Annotated in this window: 18 protein-coding genes; 13 read left to right on the plus strand and 5 right to left on the minus strand. The window is 59.2% G+C overall.

Going from position 1 to position 18,915, the window contains the following annotated elements; all coding sequences use genetic code 11:
- The first annotated feature begins 8 nt into the window (after positions 1-8).
- The 7 genes from LB547_RS10265 to LB547_RS10295 all read left to right on the plus strand — a co-directional run bounded on the left by LB547_RS10265 (position 9) and on the right by LB547_RS10295 (position 7,443).
- Complete coding sequence (locus LB547_RS10265) at positions 9-1,190, plus strand: alpha/beta hydrolase (RefSeq protein ID WP_140565652.1); 1,182 nt, start codon at positions 9-11, stop codon at positions 1,188-1,190.
- Between the two features lie 38 nt (positions 1,191-1,228).
- Positions 1,229-1,936 carry an MgtC/SapB family protein gene (locus LB547_RS10270; RefSeq protein ID WP_181178034.1) on the plus strand — a complete coding sequence of 236 codons (708 nt, stop codon included), beginning with the start codon at positions 1,229-1,231 and terminating at the stop codon, positions 1,934-1,936.
- A 62-nt stretch (positions 1,937-1,998) separates the two neighbouring features.
- Positions 1,999-2,199: a hypothetical protein gene (locus LB547_RS10275; RefSeq protein ID WP_140499417.1), complete on the plus strand. Its 201-nt coding sequence runs from the start codon at positions 1,999-2,001 to the stop codon at positions 2,197-2,199.
- A 110-nt stretch (positions 2,200-2,309) separates the two neighbouring features.
- Positions 2,310-3,248 carry a helix-turn-helix domain-containing protein gene (locus LB547_RS32490; RefSeq protein WP_140499419.1) on the plus strand — a complete coding sequence of 313 codons (939 nt, stop codon included), beginning with the start codon at positions 2,310-2,312 and terminating at the stop codon, positions 3,246-3,248.
- A gap of 652 nt (positions 3,249-3,900) precedes the next feature.
- Complete coding sequence (locus LB547_RS10285; protein WP_140499421.1) at positions 3,901-4,971, plus strand: helix-turn-helix domain-containing protein; 1,071 nt, start codon at positions 3,901-3,903, stop codon at positions 4,969-4,971.
- Positions 4,972-5,503: 532 nt separating this feature from the next.
- Positions 5,504-6,571, plus strand: a complete 1,068-nt coding sequence (locus LB547_RS10290; RefSeq protein ID WP_140630375.1) for a helix-turn-helix domain-containing protein — start codon at positions 5,504-5,506, stop codon at positions 6,569-6,571.
- 275 nt (positions 6,572-6,846) lie between these two features.
- Positions 6,847-7,443, plus strand: coding sequence for a L,D-transpeptidase (locus LB547_RS10295; protein ID WP_224655848.1), 597 nt, complete (start codon positions 6,847-6,849; stop codon positions 7,441-7,443).
- A gap of 121 nt (positions 7,444-7,564) precedes the next feature.
- On the opposite strand, the gene LB547_RS10300 is transcribed toward LB547_RS10295, so the two are convergent.
- The 5 genes from LB547_RS10300 to LB547_RS10320 form a co-directional block, all read right to left on the minus strand.
- The gene (locus tag LB547_RS10300; RefSeq protein ID WP_140499425.1) at positions 7,565-8,017 is read right to left on the minus strand and encodes a universal stress protein; all 453 of its coding nucleotides are present in this window, start codon (positions 8,015-8,017) and stop codon (positions 7,565-7,567) included.
- A gap of 672 nt (positions 8,018-8,689) precedes the next feature.
- Complete coding sequence (locus LB547_RS10305; RefSeq protein WP_140565660.1) at positions 8,690-9,514, minus strand: Ku protein; 825 nt, start codon at positions 9,512-9,514, stop codon at positions 8,690-8,692.
- Positions 9,515-9,651: 137 nt separating this feature from the next.
- Complete coding sequence (locus tag LB547_RS10310; RefSeq protein WP_140559923.1) at positions 9,652-10,647, minus strand: YihY/virulence factor BrkB family protein; 996 nt, start codon at positions 10,645-10,647, stop codon at positions 9,652-9,654.
- 12 nt (positions 10,648-10,659) lie between these two features.
- Positions 10,660-10,947 (minus strand): hypothetical protein, encoded by a 288-nt coding sequence (locus LB547_RS10315; protein ID WP_140559924.1) that lies wholly within the window; start codon positions 10,945-10,947, stop codon positions 10,660-10,662.
- A 48-nt stretch (positions 10,948-10,995) separates the two neighbouring features.
- Positions 10,996-11,301 (minus strand): preprotein translocase subunit YajC, encoded by a 306-nt coding sequence (locus LB547_RS10320; protein ID WP_140521307.1) that lies wholly within the window; start codon positions 11,299-11,301, stop codon positions 10,996-10,998.
- A 519-nt stretch (positions 11,302-11,820) separates the two neighbouring features.
- On the opposite strand from LB547_RS10320, the gene cyoA reads away from it, so the two are divergent.
- From cyoA to LB547_RS10350, 6 genes are all read left to right on the plus strand, one after another.
- On the plus strand, positions 11,821-12,768 hold the full coding sequence (gene cyoA / locus LB547_RS10325) for a ubiquinol oxidase subunit II (RefSeq protein WP_140763570.1): 948 nt from the start codon (positions 11,821-11,823) through the stop codon (positions 12,766-12,768).
- Between the two features lie 2 nt (positions 12,769-12,770).
- Complete coding sequence (gene cyoB, locus LB547_RS10330) at positions 12,771-14,774, plus strand: cytochrome o ubiquinol oxidase subunit I (RefSeq protein WP_181167678.1); 2,004 nt, start codon at positions 12,771-12,773, stop codon at positions 14,772-14,774.
- Positions 14,771-15,445 (plus strand): cytochrome o ubiquinol oxidase subunit III, encoded by a 675-nt coding sequence (cyoC, locus tag LB547_RS10335; protein ID WP_140622727.1) that lies wholly within the window; start codon positions 14,771-14,773, stop codon positions 15,443-15,445. Before cyoB ends, cyoC begins: the two co-directional genes overlap by 4 nt.
- Positions 15,442-15,852, plus strand: coding sequence for a cytochrome o ubiquinol oxidase subunit IV (cyoD, locus tag LB547_RS10340; protein ID WP_140565671.1), 411 nt, complete (start codon positions 15,442-15,444; stop codon positions 15,850-15,852). The genes cyoC and cyoD overlap by 4 nt, the downstream gene beginning before the upstream one ends.
- A 429-nt stretch (positions 15,853-16,281) precedes the next feature.
- Positions 16,282-17,004, plus strand: coding sequence for a GlcG/HbpS family heme-binding protein (locus LB547_RS10345; RefSeq protein ID WP_224656130.1), 723 nt, complete (start codon positions 16,282-16,284; stop codon positions 17,002-17,004).
- 122 nt (positions 17,005-17,126) lie between these two features.
- Entirely contained in the window at positions 17,127-18,887 is a 1,761-nt protein-coding gene (locus tag LB547_RS10350; RefSeq protein WP_263483110.1) for a methanol/ethanol family PQQ-dependent dehydrogenase, read from the plus strand.
- Positions 18,888-18,915: the final 28 nt, after the last annotated feature.

Raw genomic sequence — 18,915 nt, forward strand, 5'->3', positions numbered from 1 at the left:
CCAGCAGCATGCAGAACCCCGCAGGACGATTTGTGTTGGTTATCTCGCTGGCGTTGCTGGTGCAAAGCTGCGCCGGTCCAAGAGCCGTGACGGGCCTTGCCTCGCCTGTACAAATTAGCAACAAAATGTCGGCTATTTCCTTCCTGATTGCCACCACGCGCACAAGGTTCCCCACCTCCGAACCGCCCTATTCGCGGGATCGTTCCCCGACGTTGAGTTTTTCGCAGTTGACTGTCGTCGTGCCGGCCACACACCGGCCGGGCGTCGTCGAGACGTCATCGACATCACCCGATCCGAAGCGCCATTTTTCCGCTCGTGATCTTGTCCGCTTCGAGAACAGAGCATCCTTCGCAGGTCGGTTGAACGGGATGCTGGCGAAGCGTCCGCCTTCGGAGCGCGAGGTGTTTATCTTCGTGCACGGCTACAACAACAATTTTGCCGAAGGCCTGTTTCGTAATGCCCAAGTCGTCCACGACTACCGCATCTCCTCGGTTCCGGTTCATTTCTCCTGGGCGTCGGCGGGATCTATCGGCGCCTATCTTTTCGATCGCGATAGCGCTCTCCAGGCGCGGGACGGCTTGGCCGAAACGATCGAAATCGCAGCTCGATCGAACGCTAGCGGTGTTTTCATCGTCGGCCATTCCATGGGCGCGTATGTCGTAATGGAGGCGCTTCGCACCCTTGTATTGCAAGGTAAGGCGGCGGTTACCTCAAGAATCCGCGGCGTCTTGCTTGCCGCGCCCGATATCGATCCAGATGTCTTCAGCAGCCAAGTCAGGGACATACCCCAACTGCCGCACCCCTTCACGATCGTTGTCTCTCGGCGAGATCGCGCCTTGAGCCTGTCGCGGCGCATTGCAGGTGGCCAGCCACGAGTCGGCAGTGGCTTCGATATCCCGCTCCTCCAGAAAAAGGACATTCAGGTTATCGACATTTCCGACGTGGACGGCGGCGGCCACAGCGGCTTTGCAACGTCGGAAACACTGATGAAGCTGTTGAGGTCCGGGCCCCTGCTGCGCCGTCTCATCGTGAACGAAGATATGCCGGTCGAAGACAAAGCCGAAGAGACCCGGCAGATCATCTTCGATAACGCCTCCCTCGTTCTCCATCTGCCGCTCACAATCCTGAAGCGGTCGGCATCCCGGCAATCCGTGTCCCAGCAGCCGGCGTCCGAGATCGGCGCCATGTGATGAAAGCCCCTGCATTTTGAATCAGACGGAATGAACATTTGGAAGCTGAAGTCGCGATAACTCAATCAATCCTGCTGAAGCTTGTGCTTGCGTTGCTGCTCGGCGCGCTGATCGGTGCGGAACGCCAGTACCGGCAACAATATACAGGACTTGTGACGCACGCGCTGGTCGCACTGGGCGCGGCGGCATGCTCCTCGCTGCCGGGCGCTCTTGGCTCAGGTCTCGATCTTAGAATGGGGGCTCAGGTCGTAACCGGCATTGGCTTCCTTGGCGCCGGCCTGATCATCAGGGACGGTTCCAACATAAGAGGGTTGAGTACGTCCGCGACGATCTGGAGCACTGGCTCTGTCGGGGTCTTCGTAGGCTTTGGCTTTCTGCTGCTGGCCGCGGAAACCGCAATGCTCATTATTATACTCAATTCGCTTCTTCCTAATTTCTCAAGATTCTTTCGAAGGCACTCTCAGGAACAACCTGCCGTCGAATACACGTACACTATAGAGATCGTATGCTCACGAGATAATGTTTATTTGCTCAGATCGATTCTGCTTCAGACCATCAATACAAACCTCCTCCGCCTACGCTCCCTTAACAGCCATCCCATCAATGAGGGCGACGCCATGAGAATAGAAGCAACGTTGTTCAGCAACCGTGATGATGCGCAATCAGTCGAACGCGTCGTCGCTCACCTCGCGCTCGACTCGAATGTTCAGTCGGCTTCCTGGGAGCCGGAAGAAAAGACCGAATAGAGCGAAAGCCAGAAAGACCCTCGACACCACCTCGAAACGTCAAATTTTAAGGAGCTGCTACAATGGAAGGAAACACCAAGGCCTTGTTGGCAAACAAATTGATAGCTATCGGCCTCTTGCTCATAGGCTTTCTCATTTTTGCATCGGGCTATCGCTATGGCTCTCCATCGAGCATCATGGTTGGCTGTCTTCTCTTTGCTATCGGAATCATTCTTCTGATTATAAAGATCGCCCGCAGAAACAAGCCGGACTCGGTTGCTTGACTTATCGAGTTGGACGAAAGCGATCGCGTCCAACTCCAGTCCGGACAAAAGACTTGGAGAGGCCCTCGTTGTTGGAGGCTCCTAACTGGTACGCCCGCCAGTATAATTCCGTGGTCGCGCGCACCCGCGAGTCCGATCCCGACGCGGAATTCCATATCCAGCAGATTGGCGAGCAGCGCCATGCATCGAGCCTTGCAACGATAGACTATGGCGACGCGTTCGTCCTCGATTTGCGGGACAAGGGTGGCATCGCCATGTCCGGGGCGATCAATGACGATGCGTTGACGGCGGTGTTCCTCTGGGGCGAAGGCACGACCTTCAACGGACAACGGAGTGAAGTACCGCAGTTGCGGATCATCGGCCCGGGAACAGAATTCAAGCTGGAGATGCCAGGAAGCTATCGCCTCATGCGGATCGGTCTGCGTGGGTCCGCGCTCGAGTCTCTGCGCACGGCATCAGCCTCCCACCTGGGCCAGAGGACCGCGCTGATGCCAGGGATACATGAGCAACGCCTCACGGCAGGAGCCGAGCTGGAGCTTCAGCAGAGGCTGCTGCGAACCGTCGGGTTCGCGGAAGCTGCAGCACAGCGTGGCTATGACCTAAGTGCCGGCCTGGCCGTTGCGGCGAGCGAAGCGGGCGCCGCGCTCGCGCGGGTGCTTTCCCTCACGGAGCAACCATCCCCCCGCGCCCTCGGTTCCAGCGATCGGCGCGATATCGTTGATGCCACCCTGGCCATTCTGGAGGCAAGGCCTCATAGCCCTGTTTCCGTCAGTGCAGTCTGCGAGGTACTGGGCATTGGCGAGCGAATGTTGGAGCGCGCCTTTCAGGAACGTCTGGGAGTCAGCCCTCGAGCTTACGAGCGGGAGCGGCGGCTTCGGGCCGCGCACGGCCTTATCCTGACGCAGGGCGATCGCCTCTCGATCACCGACATCGCCATGAGCTTTGGTTTCTGGCACCTGGGCCGTTTCGCTGGAGCCTATACGTCAATCTTCGGATGCTCCCCCAGTGAGGCGCGTCGGCGCTTCTGGAGACACGCAGCACCAGACTGATGGGATGCTCAAACCTGCCGATCCGAGGCTGGTTAACGCGGTGCCCAGGCATTTTGATCAGGATGGGAAGACGATGAAGCCGTCGGCTCCTGTGGACGGAGGCAGTCGGCAGAAATGCCGGATCCCCCGCGGTCGGCGAATCCTAAAGCCAACGACACACCTACGCGTAGGGCCTCATCACAGCTATGTGCAGCCCGCATTCGGCCTAGTTGCCTGCTGAACCACCCCAATCCGAGAGCTTTCGGGCACTCCGTCGGAAAGTGGATAGAAATTGGTTGGCCGTCAGGAGATTCTGATGGCGCGACCTCAGTGGGGCCGCAACAAACCTTCCGACCGGTTGGTCGCAAGCAAGAGAAACGCAAGGTCACTCCACATGGCGCGCTCGGCGCCGATGAGAATGGCCATAGTCGCAAGGATAAATACGATGCGAAAACGCTGTCCCAGCTTCCACGAGAAATAAACGCATTGTCTACGTTTGGGATTCCTAGCCCACTCTAGGGGAGCATCTCCGGCTTAAGATTGCCTCAAAATCAATCTCATCCGCGGCGGCAGGTTGAGGGTGTGTTTTATTGTCGGTTTCCTTGCGGGAAACGGCCTGCCGACCTCTTGAGCTGCCTATACTTCGGCGTCTCATGTACGACAGGAGTTTGTTATGGACGCGAGAGTAACCGCTGCCGGCATTCCCACCGACCCTTTTGCGGATGAGCCTCTAAGATGCGCCATCGACGTAAATAGCTTGTCGGCACCCCCAGCCGAACAGTTTGATTTCTATCGATCATGGTTTGCTGGGGTTGCCGAAATACAGCTTCTTCGGGCCGAGCACGCCGTGTTCCCGGCTCGTCATCAGGTATGGCAGTTGGGCGATCTGGCGTTGAGTTCCATCGAAATCCCAGGCTCCGGCTACGAGATACAATGGGAACATCGCAGACGGTCCCTGTTGGATCACTGGATGCTGTCCGTGCCGTTCTCGCAGTCTGCTGCCGGCGAGATGATATCTCGTCGGCCCCGCATGAGGTGTCTGGCCTTGCCCGATGTTGGAGTGAGCAACGATGATCTGTTCATCACACTGTTTCTGCCCCGCACATGGCCGGCAACCAGATCATCGAAAATCGAAGCCAGCGACGAGGCACTGGATTTTCTTGCGCACTACGCCGTTCTGCTGCACCGCTCACTTCCTCATTTGAGAGAAGCGGATCTGCCCCATATCGTCACCGCGACTGCCAACATTTCCGCGGCTGCTCTTATGCCGACAAAAGATCATCTGGCAGAGGCGCAAGGGCCTGTGAACGCGGTGTCTGCCGCTCGGATTGCCAAGCGTATCGCAGAGAGGTTGAGCGATCCCGACTTGACGCCCAACAAACTCTGCCGTGCGGTCGGTGTCTCACGCTCCCGTCTCTACCGGATTTTCGAGCCGGTGGGCGGTGTGTCCAACTATGTGCGGCGCAAGCGGCTGCTGAAAACGCGCGACGCTCTAGCGGACAGTTCGGACAGGCGAACGATCTCCAGCATTGCCGAAGTATGGGGCTTCCAAGATCCGTCTACCTACAGCCGGATGTTCAAAACAGAGTTCGGCATCTCTCCAAGGGAAGCGCGCGAACTCGGGTGGCAGGGCGTCAAGCATTCGACCTGGCTGACTGTGGATGAGCCCCTCGCGGATGCTGGCATCCTGAGCAACCTTCTGATCAACAATTCATTGGGATTGTCCCTTTCTTCAAGACAGTGACGGATTCCTGGCAGAGGTCGGGGCGCCTGGAGATCATCCCACAAGCTACAAGAAATATACGTCAAACCCATATTATGGATTCCTCGCATATTTTTCAAAAATCGATGACCGTTTAAGCTCGGCCGTGTCCTCGTCATTAGCATCACGATTTTCGATAACTCCACTCTGGATTTTTAATTGTCAGGACCGTCTCCTTGCGAAAAGCACATCGTTCATTGTTGATCTGCTAGCTCGATAGGAGCTTGTGATGGAGGTAACAGTACGAAGCGATACTCTTGGCGAGCCGATCGCTGGAGCAGTTGCCATACACGCTGCCGACATCCGCACATCATCGATTCTGCTGGCTGGGCGAGATGTTCTTGTCGACTGGTTCTATACCACCCAAGCAGGTGCGGGTGTCAGGATTTCAAGTCCCATAACCTCGATCTCGCCGCGGCTACATCCGCCGGGGATGAGCCCGATACGTCTGGTCTCTTGATCGAGAATTCCATGGGGTTGCCGTCACCCTCTTTCAAGCAATGAGTTTGCCTCAATGCAAGACAAGCCATCAATTGTCAGCGAAAGCGAAACGATCGGGACCCCAGAACCTCTAAGATGCGTCGTAGACGTTGATACCTCGCAGGCGCCACCGCCCGAGCAATTCGACCTTTTCCGGAGTTGGCACTCAAATATAGCCGACGTCGAATTGCTGCGAGACGAGTTCGGCTCGTTCTCTGCGCGCGAGCGGGCGTGGCGGTTGGAGAGCCTCGTGCTGGCTTTCATCGAATATCCCGGGATGGGGTACCGTCGGCGGTGGCGCAGCAGAAAGAGTCCGGTGTTCGACCACTGGGCTCTTTCGGTGCCCCAGACAATCCCCGCGGGCGGCGGCACGCCAAGAATGGGACAGCTGCGCTGGCAATGCCTGGGTGCACCCCATGAAGACCAGGGTGAGGATGACGGTGTCCTTGCGCTATTCCTTCCGCGGGATTTCGCCTTCTCGCAACCCTTCACGCTCGATATCCGGCCCGAGATGGCCGCATTCGTCGCCGACTATGTTCTGCTGCTCTATCATTCCTTCCCCCATCGCACGGAAAGCGACGTCCCGTATGTCGCATCGGCCACCACCAGCCTGCTTGCCGCGTGCATTTCCCCGTCCCGGGATCACTTTTTCGAAGCACAGGAGCCGATCGACGCGGTCATCATGGCCCGCGCGAACAAGATCATAGTAGCCAATCTGGCCGACCGGAATCTGACACCGGGAAAGCTCTCGCAAGACCTCGGCATTTCACGCTCTCGACTTTATCGGATTTTCGAACCAGCCGGAGGAATCTCGCACTATATCCGGCGACAGCGGCTGCTGAAAACGAGGGACGCGCTCGGAAACATCGCGGATGGACGCCCGATTTCGAGCATTGCGGAGGAGTGGGGCTTCATGGATCCCTCGACATATAGCCGGACATTCAGGCGCGAGTTCGGAATCTCGCCCAAAGAGGCGCGGGAGGCGGGCTGGCTGGGCCTCAAGCACCCTCCGTTGGCGGAGCGGTCGAACAACGGCAAACCTTCTCTGAACAGCCTCCTGGCCAACAATTGCCTTCTCAGCCATCAGCTTTCGACTACGTGATTGGAGTCTTCGGCTGAGGTAATCTTGTCGAAGACAAGAGTGAACCCATTCCTTGGCGAAGCTGGAGATTGGGCGCCGGTTCGAACTGCCCGCCGGGAACACCACGCAGTCTGACGAGGCGCTCGTATGACATAAGAGATTGCACCCTCAGCGGAGAGGCCGATGTCAGAAGTGTTGGTCCCGATAGCGCAGGCTCATCGAAGCTCATAAAATACCAGCCAAGAAGTCATTAAATTTCGGAGGTTCATTTGGTGAATTCTTTGAGCAGACGATCCGTGATCGTTGGGGGAATATCATTTCTGGCGCTGTCCGGGCATGCGGAAGCTTCCCAAAAGAGTTGGTATATCGGGAGAATTCCAGATAAGCCTTTTGACATCCCTCTCGTAGACAAGACGCGCATCCCCCGGCAATTCCGTCGGCAAACAGTGCCTTACTTGGGTAGGGAAACCGCCGGAACAATCCTAATCAACAAGCAGGAGCGCTTCCTGTACTATGTCGAAGACGCAGGCAGGGCGATCCGCTTCGGCATCGCTGTCGGTCGGGATGGACAGCGATGGGGTGGAGAAGCCATCGTTGAACGAAGAGCCCAATGGCCGACCTGGACCCGCACCGCCAACATGCGACGCCGTAATCCGAGCTTGCCGCAGCGCGTTCCGGGAGGCCCAAACAATCCTCTCGGCGCCCGGGCGCTGTATCTGTATCGCAATGGCCAGGACACGCTGTATCGCATTCATGGGACCAATGAGCCGTGGACCATTGGAAAAGCTGCATCATCCGGCTGCATCAGGATGTTGAACGAGCATATTTTGAACTCTTCGGAACGGTGCGCAACGGCGCGCGCGTTATCGTTGTCTAGCCTGCGGCAATCATGAATGCCATTGCGCGGCACCTCTAAATGCCGAGGCCGACGCGTGGAGACATCCTCGTCACAGGACACCGTCTCTCCGGAAGCTTGAGCGCAGAGGAAGCCGGCGCTTCTCCGGTTTCGTTTGGCTACCGCACGACCAATACAGGCACACTTCCATCCGCGAGAACCTCCGACGTCTGGCTTCCCAGCAAAAGCTTTCTGATGCCACGACGGCCATGGGAAGCCATCACAATCAGGTCGCAGCCTCGTGACTTGGCGGTGTCGATAATCGCCTTGGCCGGGTAGGTATCCGGGACATGTAGAAATTCTGCGGAAACCCCCATCCGGTCGGCTGCCTCCCTGACTTGATCGAGGACTTGCCCTGCGAATTCCTTGCTCGCGGCCTCAAAACTATCAACCTCCTCCTGCGAAGGAATAGACCCGGAGGTAAATCCGGTTCCATAGTCAATCAGCATTGGCTCCGTGACCGTGACAACTGTCGCCTTGGCAGCCAAGGCTTTCGCCAGGGCTATCCCCTGCTCAACGCCCTTCCTGGCGACGTCGGAGCCATCCGTGCTCACGAGGATATGAGTGTACATCTGAGTTCTCCCTGCCTGGTCGACCACGGTTCCGGCAACACCAACACTCGTCGAGATATGCACGTTGGTGCACTGCAAGCCCTCTCTTGGACATCCAACTCACGCCGCTTGTATCGCGACGCTGGGCACATTCGGGAGCGGACGCACCATCTCCAAACCGCGGAGGAATAACGCTAGCCCGGCCCGACGATCACCAATTGCCTTTTCGTGTACCAGCTATGGTTAAATCACAGACAAGACGACAGATATTCGCAATGCCTTTGTTGCCCCTCAACCTACAATTCATCGAGTCATTGCGTTATGTGCAATTTATCCCAATGAATTGCATCTCGTCCAATTCTCCTTATTGCGACGTGCATATGTTGGCGATTCCCCTTTCGACCCCAAAATCGAACAATATGATTTGATCAATGTATCTTTCGGTGAGTATCTCCATGTGAAAAGAAGCACATTATTGACTGGAGGGGCGGCAGCCGTCACCGCCTGTCTGCAAAGCCCGCCTTTTCGCAGTCGATGGGACGTGCATCTTGGGGTTAAAGGCGACGCGCCCCTGCACCGCGCGAATGACTCGGGCGGAAGCCCCGAGCCCGAGCGACCAATCGATCTTTTCTGATCCCGGCACAGGATCGTTTTCGGTCATAATTCGAAGAAAGCAGACAGCCAAATCCGCGACTATGCCGATTTGCGTCCGGCTTTGGCTTTGGGGCGGTCCTTGATGCCTTCCTTGGCGAGACTCTTGCGGAGAACCGACGCCAGATCGATAACGTTCTCCTTGGGCGGGGGCACCGGTTTGGGCGGCTGCTTGCCCTTGCGTTTTGCGTCGATCAACGCGATGAGCGCATCCTCGTAGGTGTCTTCAAATTTCGACGGATCAAACTTGGTCACTTTTTTGTCGATCAGCAGGCCTGCGATTTCGAGCAGTTCCTGGTCATATTCATGGCTTTCCAGGTCTTTGAATACGGTCTCTTCCGAGATCATCTCGTCATGGGTCCGCAACTCGGTAAGCAGCATTCCCTTGCCATATGGCTGTATCACGACTTCGCGCCCGCGTTGGTACAGCACCACGCAGGACCGCGCCGCCACGCCCTTCTTGGCCATCGCTTCGCGCAGCACGGAGAAGGCCTCGGTGGAAGCGCCGTCGGCAGGGATCAGGTAATAAGGCTTTTCCAGGTAGCGCGTGTCGATATCCTTGATGGCGACAAACTCGTCGACCTCAAGCGTGTGCTCAGACGTCATCTTCAGCTTTTTGATCTCGTCCGGTTCGACCTTGATGAAATCGCCCGCGTCTGCCTCGTAGCCTTTGACTTGGTTTTCGCTAACGACGACATCGCCCGTCTCTTCGTCAACATAGGCAGCCTTGACGGGTAATCCATCTTTCCGATTCAAAATCTTGAAGTGGATTTTCGATGCCTCGCTGGTTGCACCCACAAGCTTCACTCCGCACGACACGGACCCGACTTTCAGAAACCCTTTCCAAACTGCTCGTGGGGCCGCCATGCAGTCCTCCTGTCGCGCCGATCCTTGGCACAAACGTCAGCCGGATCGTTCCGTTCCGCCCGCCTGATCAGCATCGACGCACGCGATCGCATCACGGATGGTGCGGCTTTCCATGCCAACGGTGCCCCCGCGCGGCGTCAATCCTGCTTTCGCCGCGACAAATGCGAGAGCAGCGCGGTGATCAGGCTGCTTACCACAATCCATGCGGCGATCTCGCCGTCATGCACCTCAGGCCGGCGCGGCGTGTCTATCTTGTCGCCGCTCAACGCCACTACCGGCGCAAGGTCTGGCCGGCTTCCGCGCCTGACCGAGTAAGCGCGCGTAATTTCTGCACCGAACAGGAATATCTGCGCTGAATAATAGACCCAAAGCAGCACCACCATAAGCGCGCCTGCCGCTCCGTAGGAAGTCGCTATCGCGCTGGTGCCGATATACCAGCCGATCAGCGACTTGCCGATGGTGAACAGCAACGCAGTAACCACCGAACCGACGGCAACATCGCGCCATTTGAGCGTGCGATCCGGCAGGACCTTGTAGATCGCTGCGAAGAGCAGCCCAATTAGCAAGAAAGAGACAACCGTGTTGACCGTGCTGAGCACCAGTTCGCCGAACGGCAGGTGGTGATTGATGACATCGCTCAGCGCGGTGATCGCTGCGCTTGCCGCCAGCGATACCAGCAGCATGAAGCCCAACGCGGCAACCAGGCCGAGGCTTGCCGCGCGCGCCCGCACCAGGCGCGAAAGCGACAGGCCGTCGGCTTTTACCTTCCAGATCTCGTTCAACGACTGTTGCATCTCACCGAAAACACCGGAGGCAGTGAAGAAAAGCGTCACCAATCCGATGAGCGTGGCAAGCGTCCCGGACCATCGGTGCGAAGCCGTCTCGATCGTCGCCTTGAGCAGATCGGCACTCTGCGCGCCCATCGCGCCGGATATCTCCGCTGACAGGGCGAGCTGGGCCGCATCCTTGCCCACCGCCAGACCAGCGACCGCCACGACGATCAGAAGGATCGGCGCCAGCGATGTCGTGGCGTAGAAAGCCACCGCTGCCCCGTGGCTCAACGCATTGTCGTTGATGAAGCCGGTGACGGCATCCTTCAAAAGAATCCAGGCACCGCGAACCCAGTGTGGCATCTCCCTCATCCGTCACGCCATATCGGACGCGGAGCGTCGTGGCCTGTCCCGATTGATGTCACGATCGGTGGAAACTGCCCTGCACGCCGTTTTTTGGCCGCTTCCGCCAGTGCCAACACCGCGTTGCGGACCCCCGGTCTGGATTGCACGGTTGGCGTCAAGCCCTTCATGGCTCGTCGCATAGGGCTTCCAGTAGCCGATATAACGCGCGAGTTCGGCCACCTCGCCGATGAGGTCAAGCTTCATCGAGCGCAGCCCGTCGGTAAGGCTGGCGCGGTGAGATGGCGTGGATAATCCCATCCCGCGAGCTCGGCCTCGTTGGCGAGCTTTACGTCGCAGGGTGATGTGTCAGCCATTTCGGGCCGCGCAATTCTTCTTGAGCCTTATGATCGCCGACTTGTGGACGGTAACCACACCGCCACAGTCAATCCGTACGCTCAGCTTGTTGGTTGCGGGATCGACCCGAGTGACGTCCCCAACAAGAACGACTTTGTCTCCGACGTGAGTTCTGGGGGGCGCATCGATCGCATAAGGACGATCATAGGAGGGGATGCTCACCCTGGCGCGTCCACTGGGAAGCATGTCCATGACCGTACTCGTCAGGGCAACTTCATCACCGATTGCAACTTCTCGAGGCAGGTTGAATTGCAGCATGGCATTTCTCCCGAGACTATCCCAAATCAATGCTGGCAGCTCGAGTTGGTTGCCTGAAATCGCACCTACATAGCAGGCAATCGGAGACCTGCCGACGCGGATCGCGAACCGCGAGCTCAACGGCTCGCCGGGAAGGAGCACACAGGGCGGAACCTTTAAGAGCCAAGCCAACCGATATTGCGTGATCGCGAAACATCCCAGCGTGCAACGGCGTCACGCCCGAGGTCGGGTTGCATCTTGTAGGGCTCGCGTTCGCCGTAGCACCCGCGGTACCCCCGAGTTGGACATTTGCTGTCCGTTTCCGCAGGAAGAGCATCCAGCCTGCAGCACGTTAGCTTGCCGTAACGCTGACGTAGAACAAGTTGAGATCGGAGCGTGGGGCGCGCGAGACGCTCCGTCATCTCGATGCAGCGCCCTTCGCCGTTGGAGACAAAAGCGCATCTTTGCGGAACAAGCAGCCCGCGCCTCAGTTATGCAGTTACTCATCCCCGGGACGGCGGTTGGCTATGATGTTTTCCAGTGTTACACCGTTGTAGTCGAGGCCTATCGCTTCTCTGGATTTTCGCAGCGGTAACCCTGTCGGGTTGCGCGGGAGGCGTGCTCGACCCGCAGGGACCGGTCGGCGCGGGGAACCGCACGATCCTCCTGAACTCACTGGCCGTCATGCTGGTCATCGTCATTCCGACGCTGGTCGCGCTGCTTGCCTTCGCCTGGATATTCCGTGCCTCGAACCGCAGGGCTCGGTATGATCCAGAGTTCACCTATTCCGGCCGGATCGAGCTCATCGTCTGGTCGATTCCGACGCTGACCATCCTCTTCCTCGGTGGCTTGATCTATTATGGATCGTACCATCTCGATCCTCGCAAGCCGATCGACTCCAGCCGGCCGCCACTCGAAATCCAGGTGGTGGCGCTCGACTGGAAGTGGCTGTTCCTCTATCCCGATCAAGGTGTCGGAACGGTCAACCAGCTGGTTATTCCAACCGGCATGCCGGTGCGTTTCAGATTGACCTCGGCCAGCGTCATGAACACCTTCTTTGTGCCCCAGCTCGGCAGCATGGTCTATGCCATGAACGGCATGCAGACCGAGGTCAACCTGCAGGCTGATCGCGAGGGCGAGTACTTCGGCCTGTCGGCGCATTTCAGTGGCGATGGCTTTTCGGACATGAATTTCCGTGTCAGGGCAATCTCGGCTGACGCCTTCGCCAGTTGGGCCTCCTCCTTGCATGGCGGAGGCGGCGTGCTCAACGCCAGCGCCTATCGCCAGCTTGCCAGGCAAAGCATCAACACGCCGGCATCCTCGTTCGGCCATGTGCAGCCGGGCTTGTTCGATGCGGTCGTGCACCAGACGCTACGTCCGGGGCCGGGACCTGCTGGAACCGCCGCCGGAGAGCCGCAGGTGAGCCCGAAAGCTGAGCCCAAGGCGGGAGCGCCGCCCATGGCTCACCAGCACGATGAAGGAGGATGACGATGCTCGGCAAGCTCGACTGGTCGGCCGTTCCCTTTGACCAGCCTATTCCGCTCGGCGCGGCCCTGATCGTCTTCCTGGCCGCCGCCGCCGTTCTGATCTGGGTAACGATCAAAGGCTACTGGCCCTACCTTTGGCATGAGTGGATAACCTCCGTCGACCACAAGCGGATCGGCGTCATGTATATCGTGCTGGCGGCGCTGATGCTTCTGCGCGGCTTCGTTGACGCCGTCATGATGCGCACCCAGCAGGTGCTCGCCATCCACGGGCCGGGATACCTGCCGCCGGAGCACTACGACCAGGTCTTTTCGGCCCACGGCACGATCATGATCTTCTTCGCCGCGATGCCCTTTGTCATTGGACTGATGAATTTCGTCATCCCGCTGCAGCTCGGCATCCGCGACGTCGCCTTCCCGACGCTGAACTCAGTGAGCTTCTGGCTGACCGCGACCGGCGCGCTGCTCGTCAACATTTCGCTCGTCGTCGGCGAGTTCGCGCGCACCGGGTGGCTGCCTTATGCACCGCTGTCGGAGACGACCTACTCGCCAGGCGTCGGCGTCGATTATTATTTGTGGTCGATCCAGATCTCCGGCGTCGGCACCCTGCTCACGGGCGTCAACCTGGCGACCACCATCCTCAAGATGCGCGCGCCAGGCATGGGCTATCTGCGCATGCCGATGTTCTGCTGGACCTCGCTTGCCTCCAACATGCTCATCGTCGCCGCATTCCCTATCCTTACCGCAACCCTCGCCATGCTAACCCTCGACCGTTATCTCGGCTTCCATTTTTTCACCAACGAAGCCGGCGGTAACCAGATGATGTTCGTCAATCTCATCTGGGCCTGGGGTCACCCCGAGGTCTACATCCTCGTGCTTCCCGCCTTCGGGATCTATTCGGAGATCTTCTCGACCTTCTCGTCGAAACCGCTGTTCGGCTATCGTTCGATGGTTGCGGCGACGATGTTCATCTGCATCGTCTCCTTCATGGTCTGGCTGCACCACTTCTTCACCATGGGCGCCGGCGCTGATGTCAATGCGGCTTTCGGCATCGCCACCTCGGTTATCGCCGTCGGCACCGGGGTCAAGATCTACAACTGGCTCTTCACCATGTATGGCGGGCGCGTGCGCTTCGAAACGCCAATGCTGTGGGCGCTAGGCTTTGTCACCACTTTCATCATCGGCGGCATGACCGGCGTGCTGCTCGCCGTTCCGCCGGCCGATTTCATGCTGCACAATTCGCTCTTTCTCGTGGCGCATTTTCACAACGTCATCATCTCGGGCGTGCTGTTCGCGGCCTTTGCCGGCTTCACCTACTGGTTCCCGAAAGCCTTCGGGTTCCGGCTGCATGAGGGTTGGGGCAAGGCGGCGTTCTGGGTCACGCTTGCCGGCTACATTCTGGTGTTCGTGCCGCTCTATATCGTCGGCCTTCTCGGCATGACCCGCCGCCTTCAGCATATCGACATGGATATGTGGGCGCCGTGGCTTGTCGTGGCGGCCTTCGGAATCGTGGTGATGATCGTCGGCGCCGCATGCCAGATCACGCAGCTCGTCGTCTCGATCAGGCATCGCGACGAGTTGCGCGACGAGACCGGCGACCCTTGGGACGGGCGCTCGCTGGAATGGTCGACATCCTCGCCGCCGCCCGTCTTCAACTACGCGCGGCTGCCGCATGTCGAAAACGAGGAGCCCTACTGGACCATCAAGCAAAGGGCAATGGACGAGCAGAGTCAGGAGACCGAAGAGGACTACGAGGCGATCGAGATGCCGCGCAATAGCCCCACAGGCTTCGTCACCGCCTTCTTCAGCACTCTGATTGGCTTCGCGCTCATCTGGCACATCTGGTGGTTGGCGGTTGTCGGCTTCATCGGGGCCTATGCCACCTTCGTTGTATTCGCCTGGCGCGAGCATGGCGATTACGAGATCCCTGCCGACGAGGTCGGCCGCATCGATCTTGACCGCAAGGCAGCCCAGCTTGCCTGGATGCGTAGACGCGAGCGTGTGGCATGAGCGACATCCCCGCCGGCACCGCAACGCGCGATCCCTACCGGCTGGGCCGCACCGCAGGGCATGGCCATCACGTGTTCTCGGCGACCGGCCACGGCGAGGGAGGCCCGGCCTCGAAGTTCGTCACGGTTGCCTACGGCTTTTGGATCTTCCTGTTGTCGGACATCATAATGTTCTCGGCTTTCTTCGCCGCGTATGCCGTCCTGTCCAATTCGGCGGCGGGCGGGCCAACAGGCAAGGAGCTGTTTGAGTTGACGCGCGTCGCGGCACAGACGGCGCTGCTGCTCACCTCGAGCTTCACCGGCGGCCTTGCGATGCTCGCGACCCACCGCCGATCAATGGCCGCCACCCAGTTCTGGTTGCTGGTGACCGGCCTGCTTGGTGCAGCCTTCCTGTTCCTGGAGGTGCAGGAATTCGCGGCCATGGTGAATGAGCAGGCGGGCCCATCACGCAGCGCCTTCCTGTCCGCGTTCTTCGCCCTTGTGGGCTGCCACGGAACTCATGTTGGACTTGGCCTGCTTTGGCTCGGCACCATGATGGCGCAGCTCTGGATAAAAGGCTTTCTTCCCGACATATTGCGCCGGCTTCACTGCTTCAGCCTGTTCTGGCACGCGCTCGACATCATCTGGATCGCCATCTTCACCCTGGTCTATCTGCTGGGAGCGTCATCATGAGCGAAATGGACAGCCGGAACGAGGACATGCTTGACCGCCGCGATTCCGCACCAGGCGAAGAACGCAGCGAGGAACACGAGGTGGCGGGAGGCCTTTCCGGCTATCTGCTGGGCTTTGGCCTGGCAATCCTGTTGTCAGTGGCGTCCTTCATTGCGGCACAAACCGATCTAATTTACCAGCCGGCCGTGATCTCGGCCCTGACGGTGCTTGCCATCGCACAAATGGGCGTCCATCTCGTCTTCTTCCTGCACCTGACGACAGGACCTGACAACACCAACAACGTGCTCGCGCTCGCTTTCGGTGTGCTGATCGTGACCTTGGTCGTTTTGGGCTCGGTGTGGATCATGAATCATCTCAGCCAGAACATGGGAGCGATGGATGCGCAACAGGCTCACATGATGCCATAACGCGGTTCCAGGTCTGTGGCCTGGGCGCAAAACCGCCTGTCCGTCGGTTCGGTTACCTTGCGCATAGCGTCTGCACTTTCAGGCGTCGAAAATCCATAGGTGCGGAGAGCGGTGAGGAGCTGGTCGAGCTGTTTGGCCCGGCAATGTCTATATCGGCCCGCTCACGGTCGGCGGCAGAATGAGCTGCTGCCCATGGTCGCAACGTCTGTGCCTTCCATCATAATTTCAGGAACTAGGAACATAGGGGCCTCGTCCGAGTTCCATTGAAAGTGTGGGAACATAGCTCAGTTTGCCAAGGGATCGGGCGAGGATTCCTTGCTCTGTGAGCGCTCCCACTTTCCACATTGTGTTCAACGAATGCTCCGGATCATGGGTCGCCCACAGCTTTCCTCCCTGGCTTTCAGCCTCCTGGTACTCGTTAATTGTGCATTGCTGCAAAGCAGGGCCTGGGCACAGCTACCCTGCCCCGCCGACCACGCCAAGCTCCTGGCTGCCCTCAAGGCAAACGTCAAAGCAAGCGGAGGCCCCGCCAATGGCGGCTTCGAGACCAATGAATGGGCGGCGATCGTTACGCGTGACGGGACAGTTTGCGCCGTTGCTTTCAGCGGCCCCACCAGCGATGCGCAGTGGCCCGGCAGCCGGCTGATCGCAGCCGAAAAGGCCAGCACGGCCAACGGGCTCAGCGTTGCCCAGATGGCTCTCTCGACGGCGAATCTATATGCTTCTGTTCAGCCGGGTGGCCCCTTGTTCGGCTTGCAGCTTACCAATCCTGTCAACCAGGCAGCCGCTTATGCCGGCGACAGCAAGAACTTTGGGAGTGCGAGCGATCCGCTGATTGGCAAGCCGATCGGCGGCGTCGTGGCATTTGGCGGCGGCCTTGCTCTCTACGACGGCAAAACGATTGTCGGCGGGCTTGGCATCAGCGGCGACTCCTCCTGCGCCGATCACAATGTCGCTTGGCGCCTGCGTGCGGCCCTGGGCCTGGACAAGGTTCCGGCGGGCGTCAACCCCAACGCCAAGGACGCCATCGTCTACGATCTCGATCCTGGCGGAAAGAGCGCCTCCGGCTGGGGTCATCCGTTGTGCGCGGGAACCGAGGCAGACGTCGCGGCCGAACTCGGCGCCGGAGTGGGAGGTTCGATCCGCAAATGAGGGGATCTCTGAAAGTGGCGGGGAAATACGCATCTGCGACACCAGACGGCCGAGGAGCGGAAAGGGGCCGCGGTTTCGACTTTAGGCCGTTGAAGTGGCTAGTGCTGGCCGCAGGCTGCTCATTGCTGAACGCCGCGGCCGCGCAGTCCGCGGTGACACCCGCCATCACACCGCCCGCCGCGGCCGCGCCACCTGATGACGGCCAATGGACAATGCCGGCTAAGAATTATGCCTCGACGCGCTACAGCGAACTGGCGGACATTAACGAGGACAATGTCAAGAACCTTCAAGTTGCCTTCACTTTTTCGACCGGAGTGAACAAGGGTCAGGAAGCGGCGCCACTCGTCGTCGGCAACACGATGTATATCGTGACACCTTTTCCAAACATCGTCTACGCGCTCGATCTTTCCAAACCGGGCGCGCCGATGAAATGGAAGTACGAGCCAAATCCTGAGCCTGCCGCGCAGGGCGTTGCCTGCTGCGACGTGGTCAACCGCGGTGCGGTCTTCGCCGACGGGCGCCTCTTCTTCAACACGCTGGATGGTCACACGATCGCGCTGGATGCCGCCACTGGCCAACCGGTGTGGAACGCCCATGTCGGCAACATCAATATCGGCGAGACCATAACCATGGCGCCGCTTGTGGTGAAGGGCAAAGTGCTGGTCGGCAATTCCGGCGGCGAGATGGGTGTGCGCGGCTGGGTCAAGGCGCTGGATGCGGGCGACGGACATGTCGTCTGGACGGCTTACGGCACCGGACCGGACAAGGACGTGCTGATCGGGCCGGATTTCAAGCCGCACTACGAAATGGACAATGGCAAAGACCTTGGCGTGACCACATGGCCGCCGGAAGCCTGGAAGATCGGCGGCGGCAACATGTGGGGCTGGATCTCTTACGATCCGGACCTCAACTTGATCTATCACGGGACCGGCAATCCAGGGCCGTGGAATCCGGACCTTCGGCCCGGCGACAACAAATGGACCTCCGGGATTTTCGCGCGCGATCCCGATACCGGAGCCGCGAAATGGTTCTACCAATGGAGCCCGCACGACCTGCACGACTACGACGGCATCAACGAGCAGATCCTGCTCGATATGAATTGGCAGGGTAAGCCGCGCAAAGTGCTCGTCCGCCCGGAGCGCAACGGCTATCTCTACATTCTGGATCGGACCACCGGGGAAGTCCTGTCAGCGACACCCTATGGGGCCGTCAATTCCAGCAAGGGCGTCGATCTGAAAACCGGGCGCCTGATCGAAAACCCGGACAAGAAAACCGGCACCGGCAGGGTGATCCGGGATATCTGCCCGACAGCATCCGGGCTCAAGGATTGGCAGCCATCTGCGTTCTCGCCGAAGACAGGACTGCTCTACATCCCACACAACAATCTGTGCATGGACGAAGAAGGCCTCGAGGTGAACTACATCGCCGGCACCCCCTATGTCGGCATGAATGTGCGCATGATCCCGGGCCCGGGTGGCAACCGCGGTGCCTTCACCGCCTGGGACATCGCGGCCGCAAAGCCGGCTTGGAACCTTAAAGAGAATTTTCCGGTGTGGAGTGGCGCGGTCGCCACCGCCGGCAACGTCGTGTTCTACGGCACAATGGAGGGCTGGTTCAAAGCTGTGAGCGCGAGGACAGGGGAATTGCTTTGGCAGTTCAAGACCTCGTCCGGGATCATCGGCCAGCCGGTCACCTATCGCGGCCCCGACGGGCACCAATATGTCGCGATCCTGTCGGGCGTCGGCGGTTGGGCCGGCGCGATCGTATCGGGCGACCTCGACCCGCGCGACGCTACCGCCGCGCTCGGCTTCGTCAATGCGATGAAAGACCTGAAGAACGCGACCACGGCGGGAGGCACGCTCTATGTGTTCCGGCTCCCCTGATGCTTTCGAGTTGAAGGCAGTTCGAAGA

This window comes from Mesorhizobium sp. B264B1B (genome assembly GCF_020165765.1).
Classification (GTDB): domain Bacteria; phylum Pseudomonadota; class Alphaproteobacteria; order Rhizobiales; family Rhizobiaceae; genus Mesorhizobium.

What these genes read in the sequence shown, in the direction of transcription:
- LB547_RS10310 (WP_140559923.1), bottom strand. Translation starts at nt 10,647, where the DNA reads ATGCCACACTGGGTTCGCGGTGCCTGGATTCTTTTGAAGGATGCCGTC.
- LB547_RS10305 (WP_140565660.1), bottom strand. Translation starts at nt 9,514, where the DNA reads ATGGCGGCCCCACGAGCAGTTTGGAAAGGGTTTCTGAAAGTCGGGTCC.
- LB547_RS10275 (WP_140499417.1), top strand. Translation starts at nt 1,999, where the DNA reads ATGGAAGGAAACACCAAGGCCTTGTTGGCAAACAAATTGATAGCTATC.
- LB547_RS10290 (WP_140630375.1), top strand. Translation starts at nt 5,504, where the DNA reads ATGCAAGACAAGCCATCAATTGTCAGCGAAAGCGAAACGATCGGGACC.
- cyoD (WP_140565671.1), top strand. Translation starts at nt 15,442, where the DNA reads ATGAGCGAAATGGACAGCCGGAACGAGGACATGCTTGACCGCCGCGAT.
- LB547_RS10315 (WP_140559924.1), bottom strand. Translation starts at nt 10,947, where the DNA reads ATGGGATTATCCACGCCATCTCACCGCGCCAGCCTTACCGACGGGCTG.
- LB547_RS10285 (WP_140499421.1), top strand. Translation starts at nt 3,901, where the DNA reads ATGGACGCGAGAGTAACCGCTGCCGGCATTCCCACCGACCCTTTTGCG.
- LB547_RS10265 (WP_140565652.1), top strand. Translation starts at nt 9, where the DNA reads ATGCAGAACCCCGCAGGACGATTTGTGTTGGTTATCTCGCTGGCGTTG.
- LB547_RS10320 (WP_140521307.1), bottom strand. Translation starts at nt 11,301, where the DNA reads ATGCTGCAATTCAACCTGCCTCGAGAAGTTGCAATCGGTGATGAAGTT.
- LB547_RS10300 (WP_140499425.1), bottom strand. Translation starts at nt 8,017, where the DNA reads ATGTACACTCATATCCTCGTGAGCACGGATGGCTCCGACGTCGCCAGG.
- cyoC (WP_140622727.1), top strand. Translation starts at nt 14,771, where the DNA reads ATGAGCGACATCCCCGCCGGCACCGCAACGCGCGATCCCTACCGGCTG.
- cyoB (WP_181167678.1), top strand. Translation starts at nt 12,771, where the DNA reads ATGCTCGGCAAGCTCGACTGGTCGGCCGTTCCCTTTGACCAGCCTATT.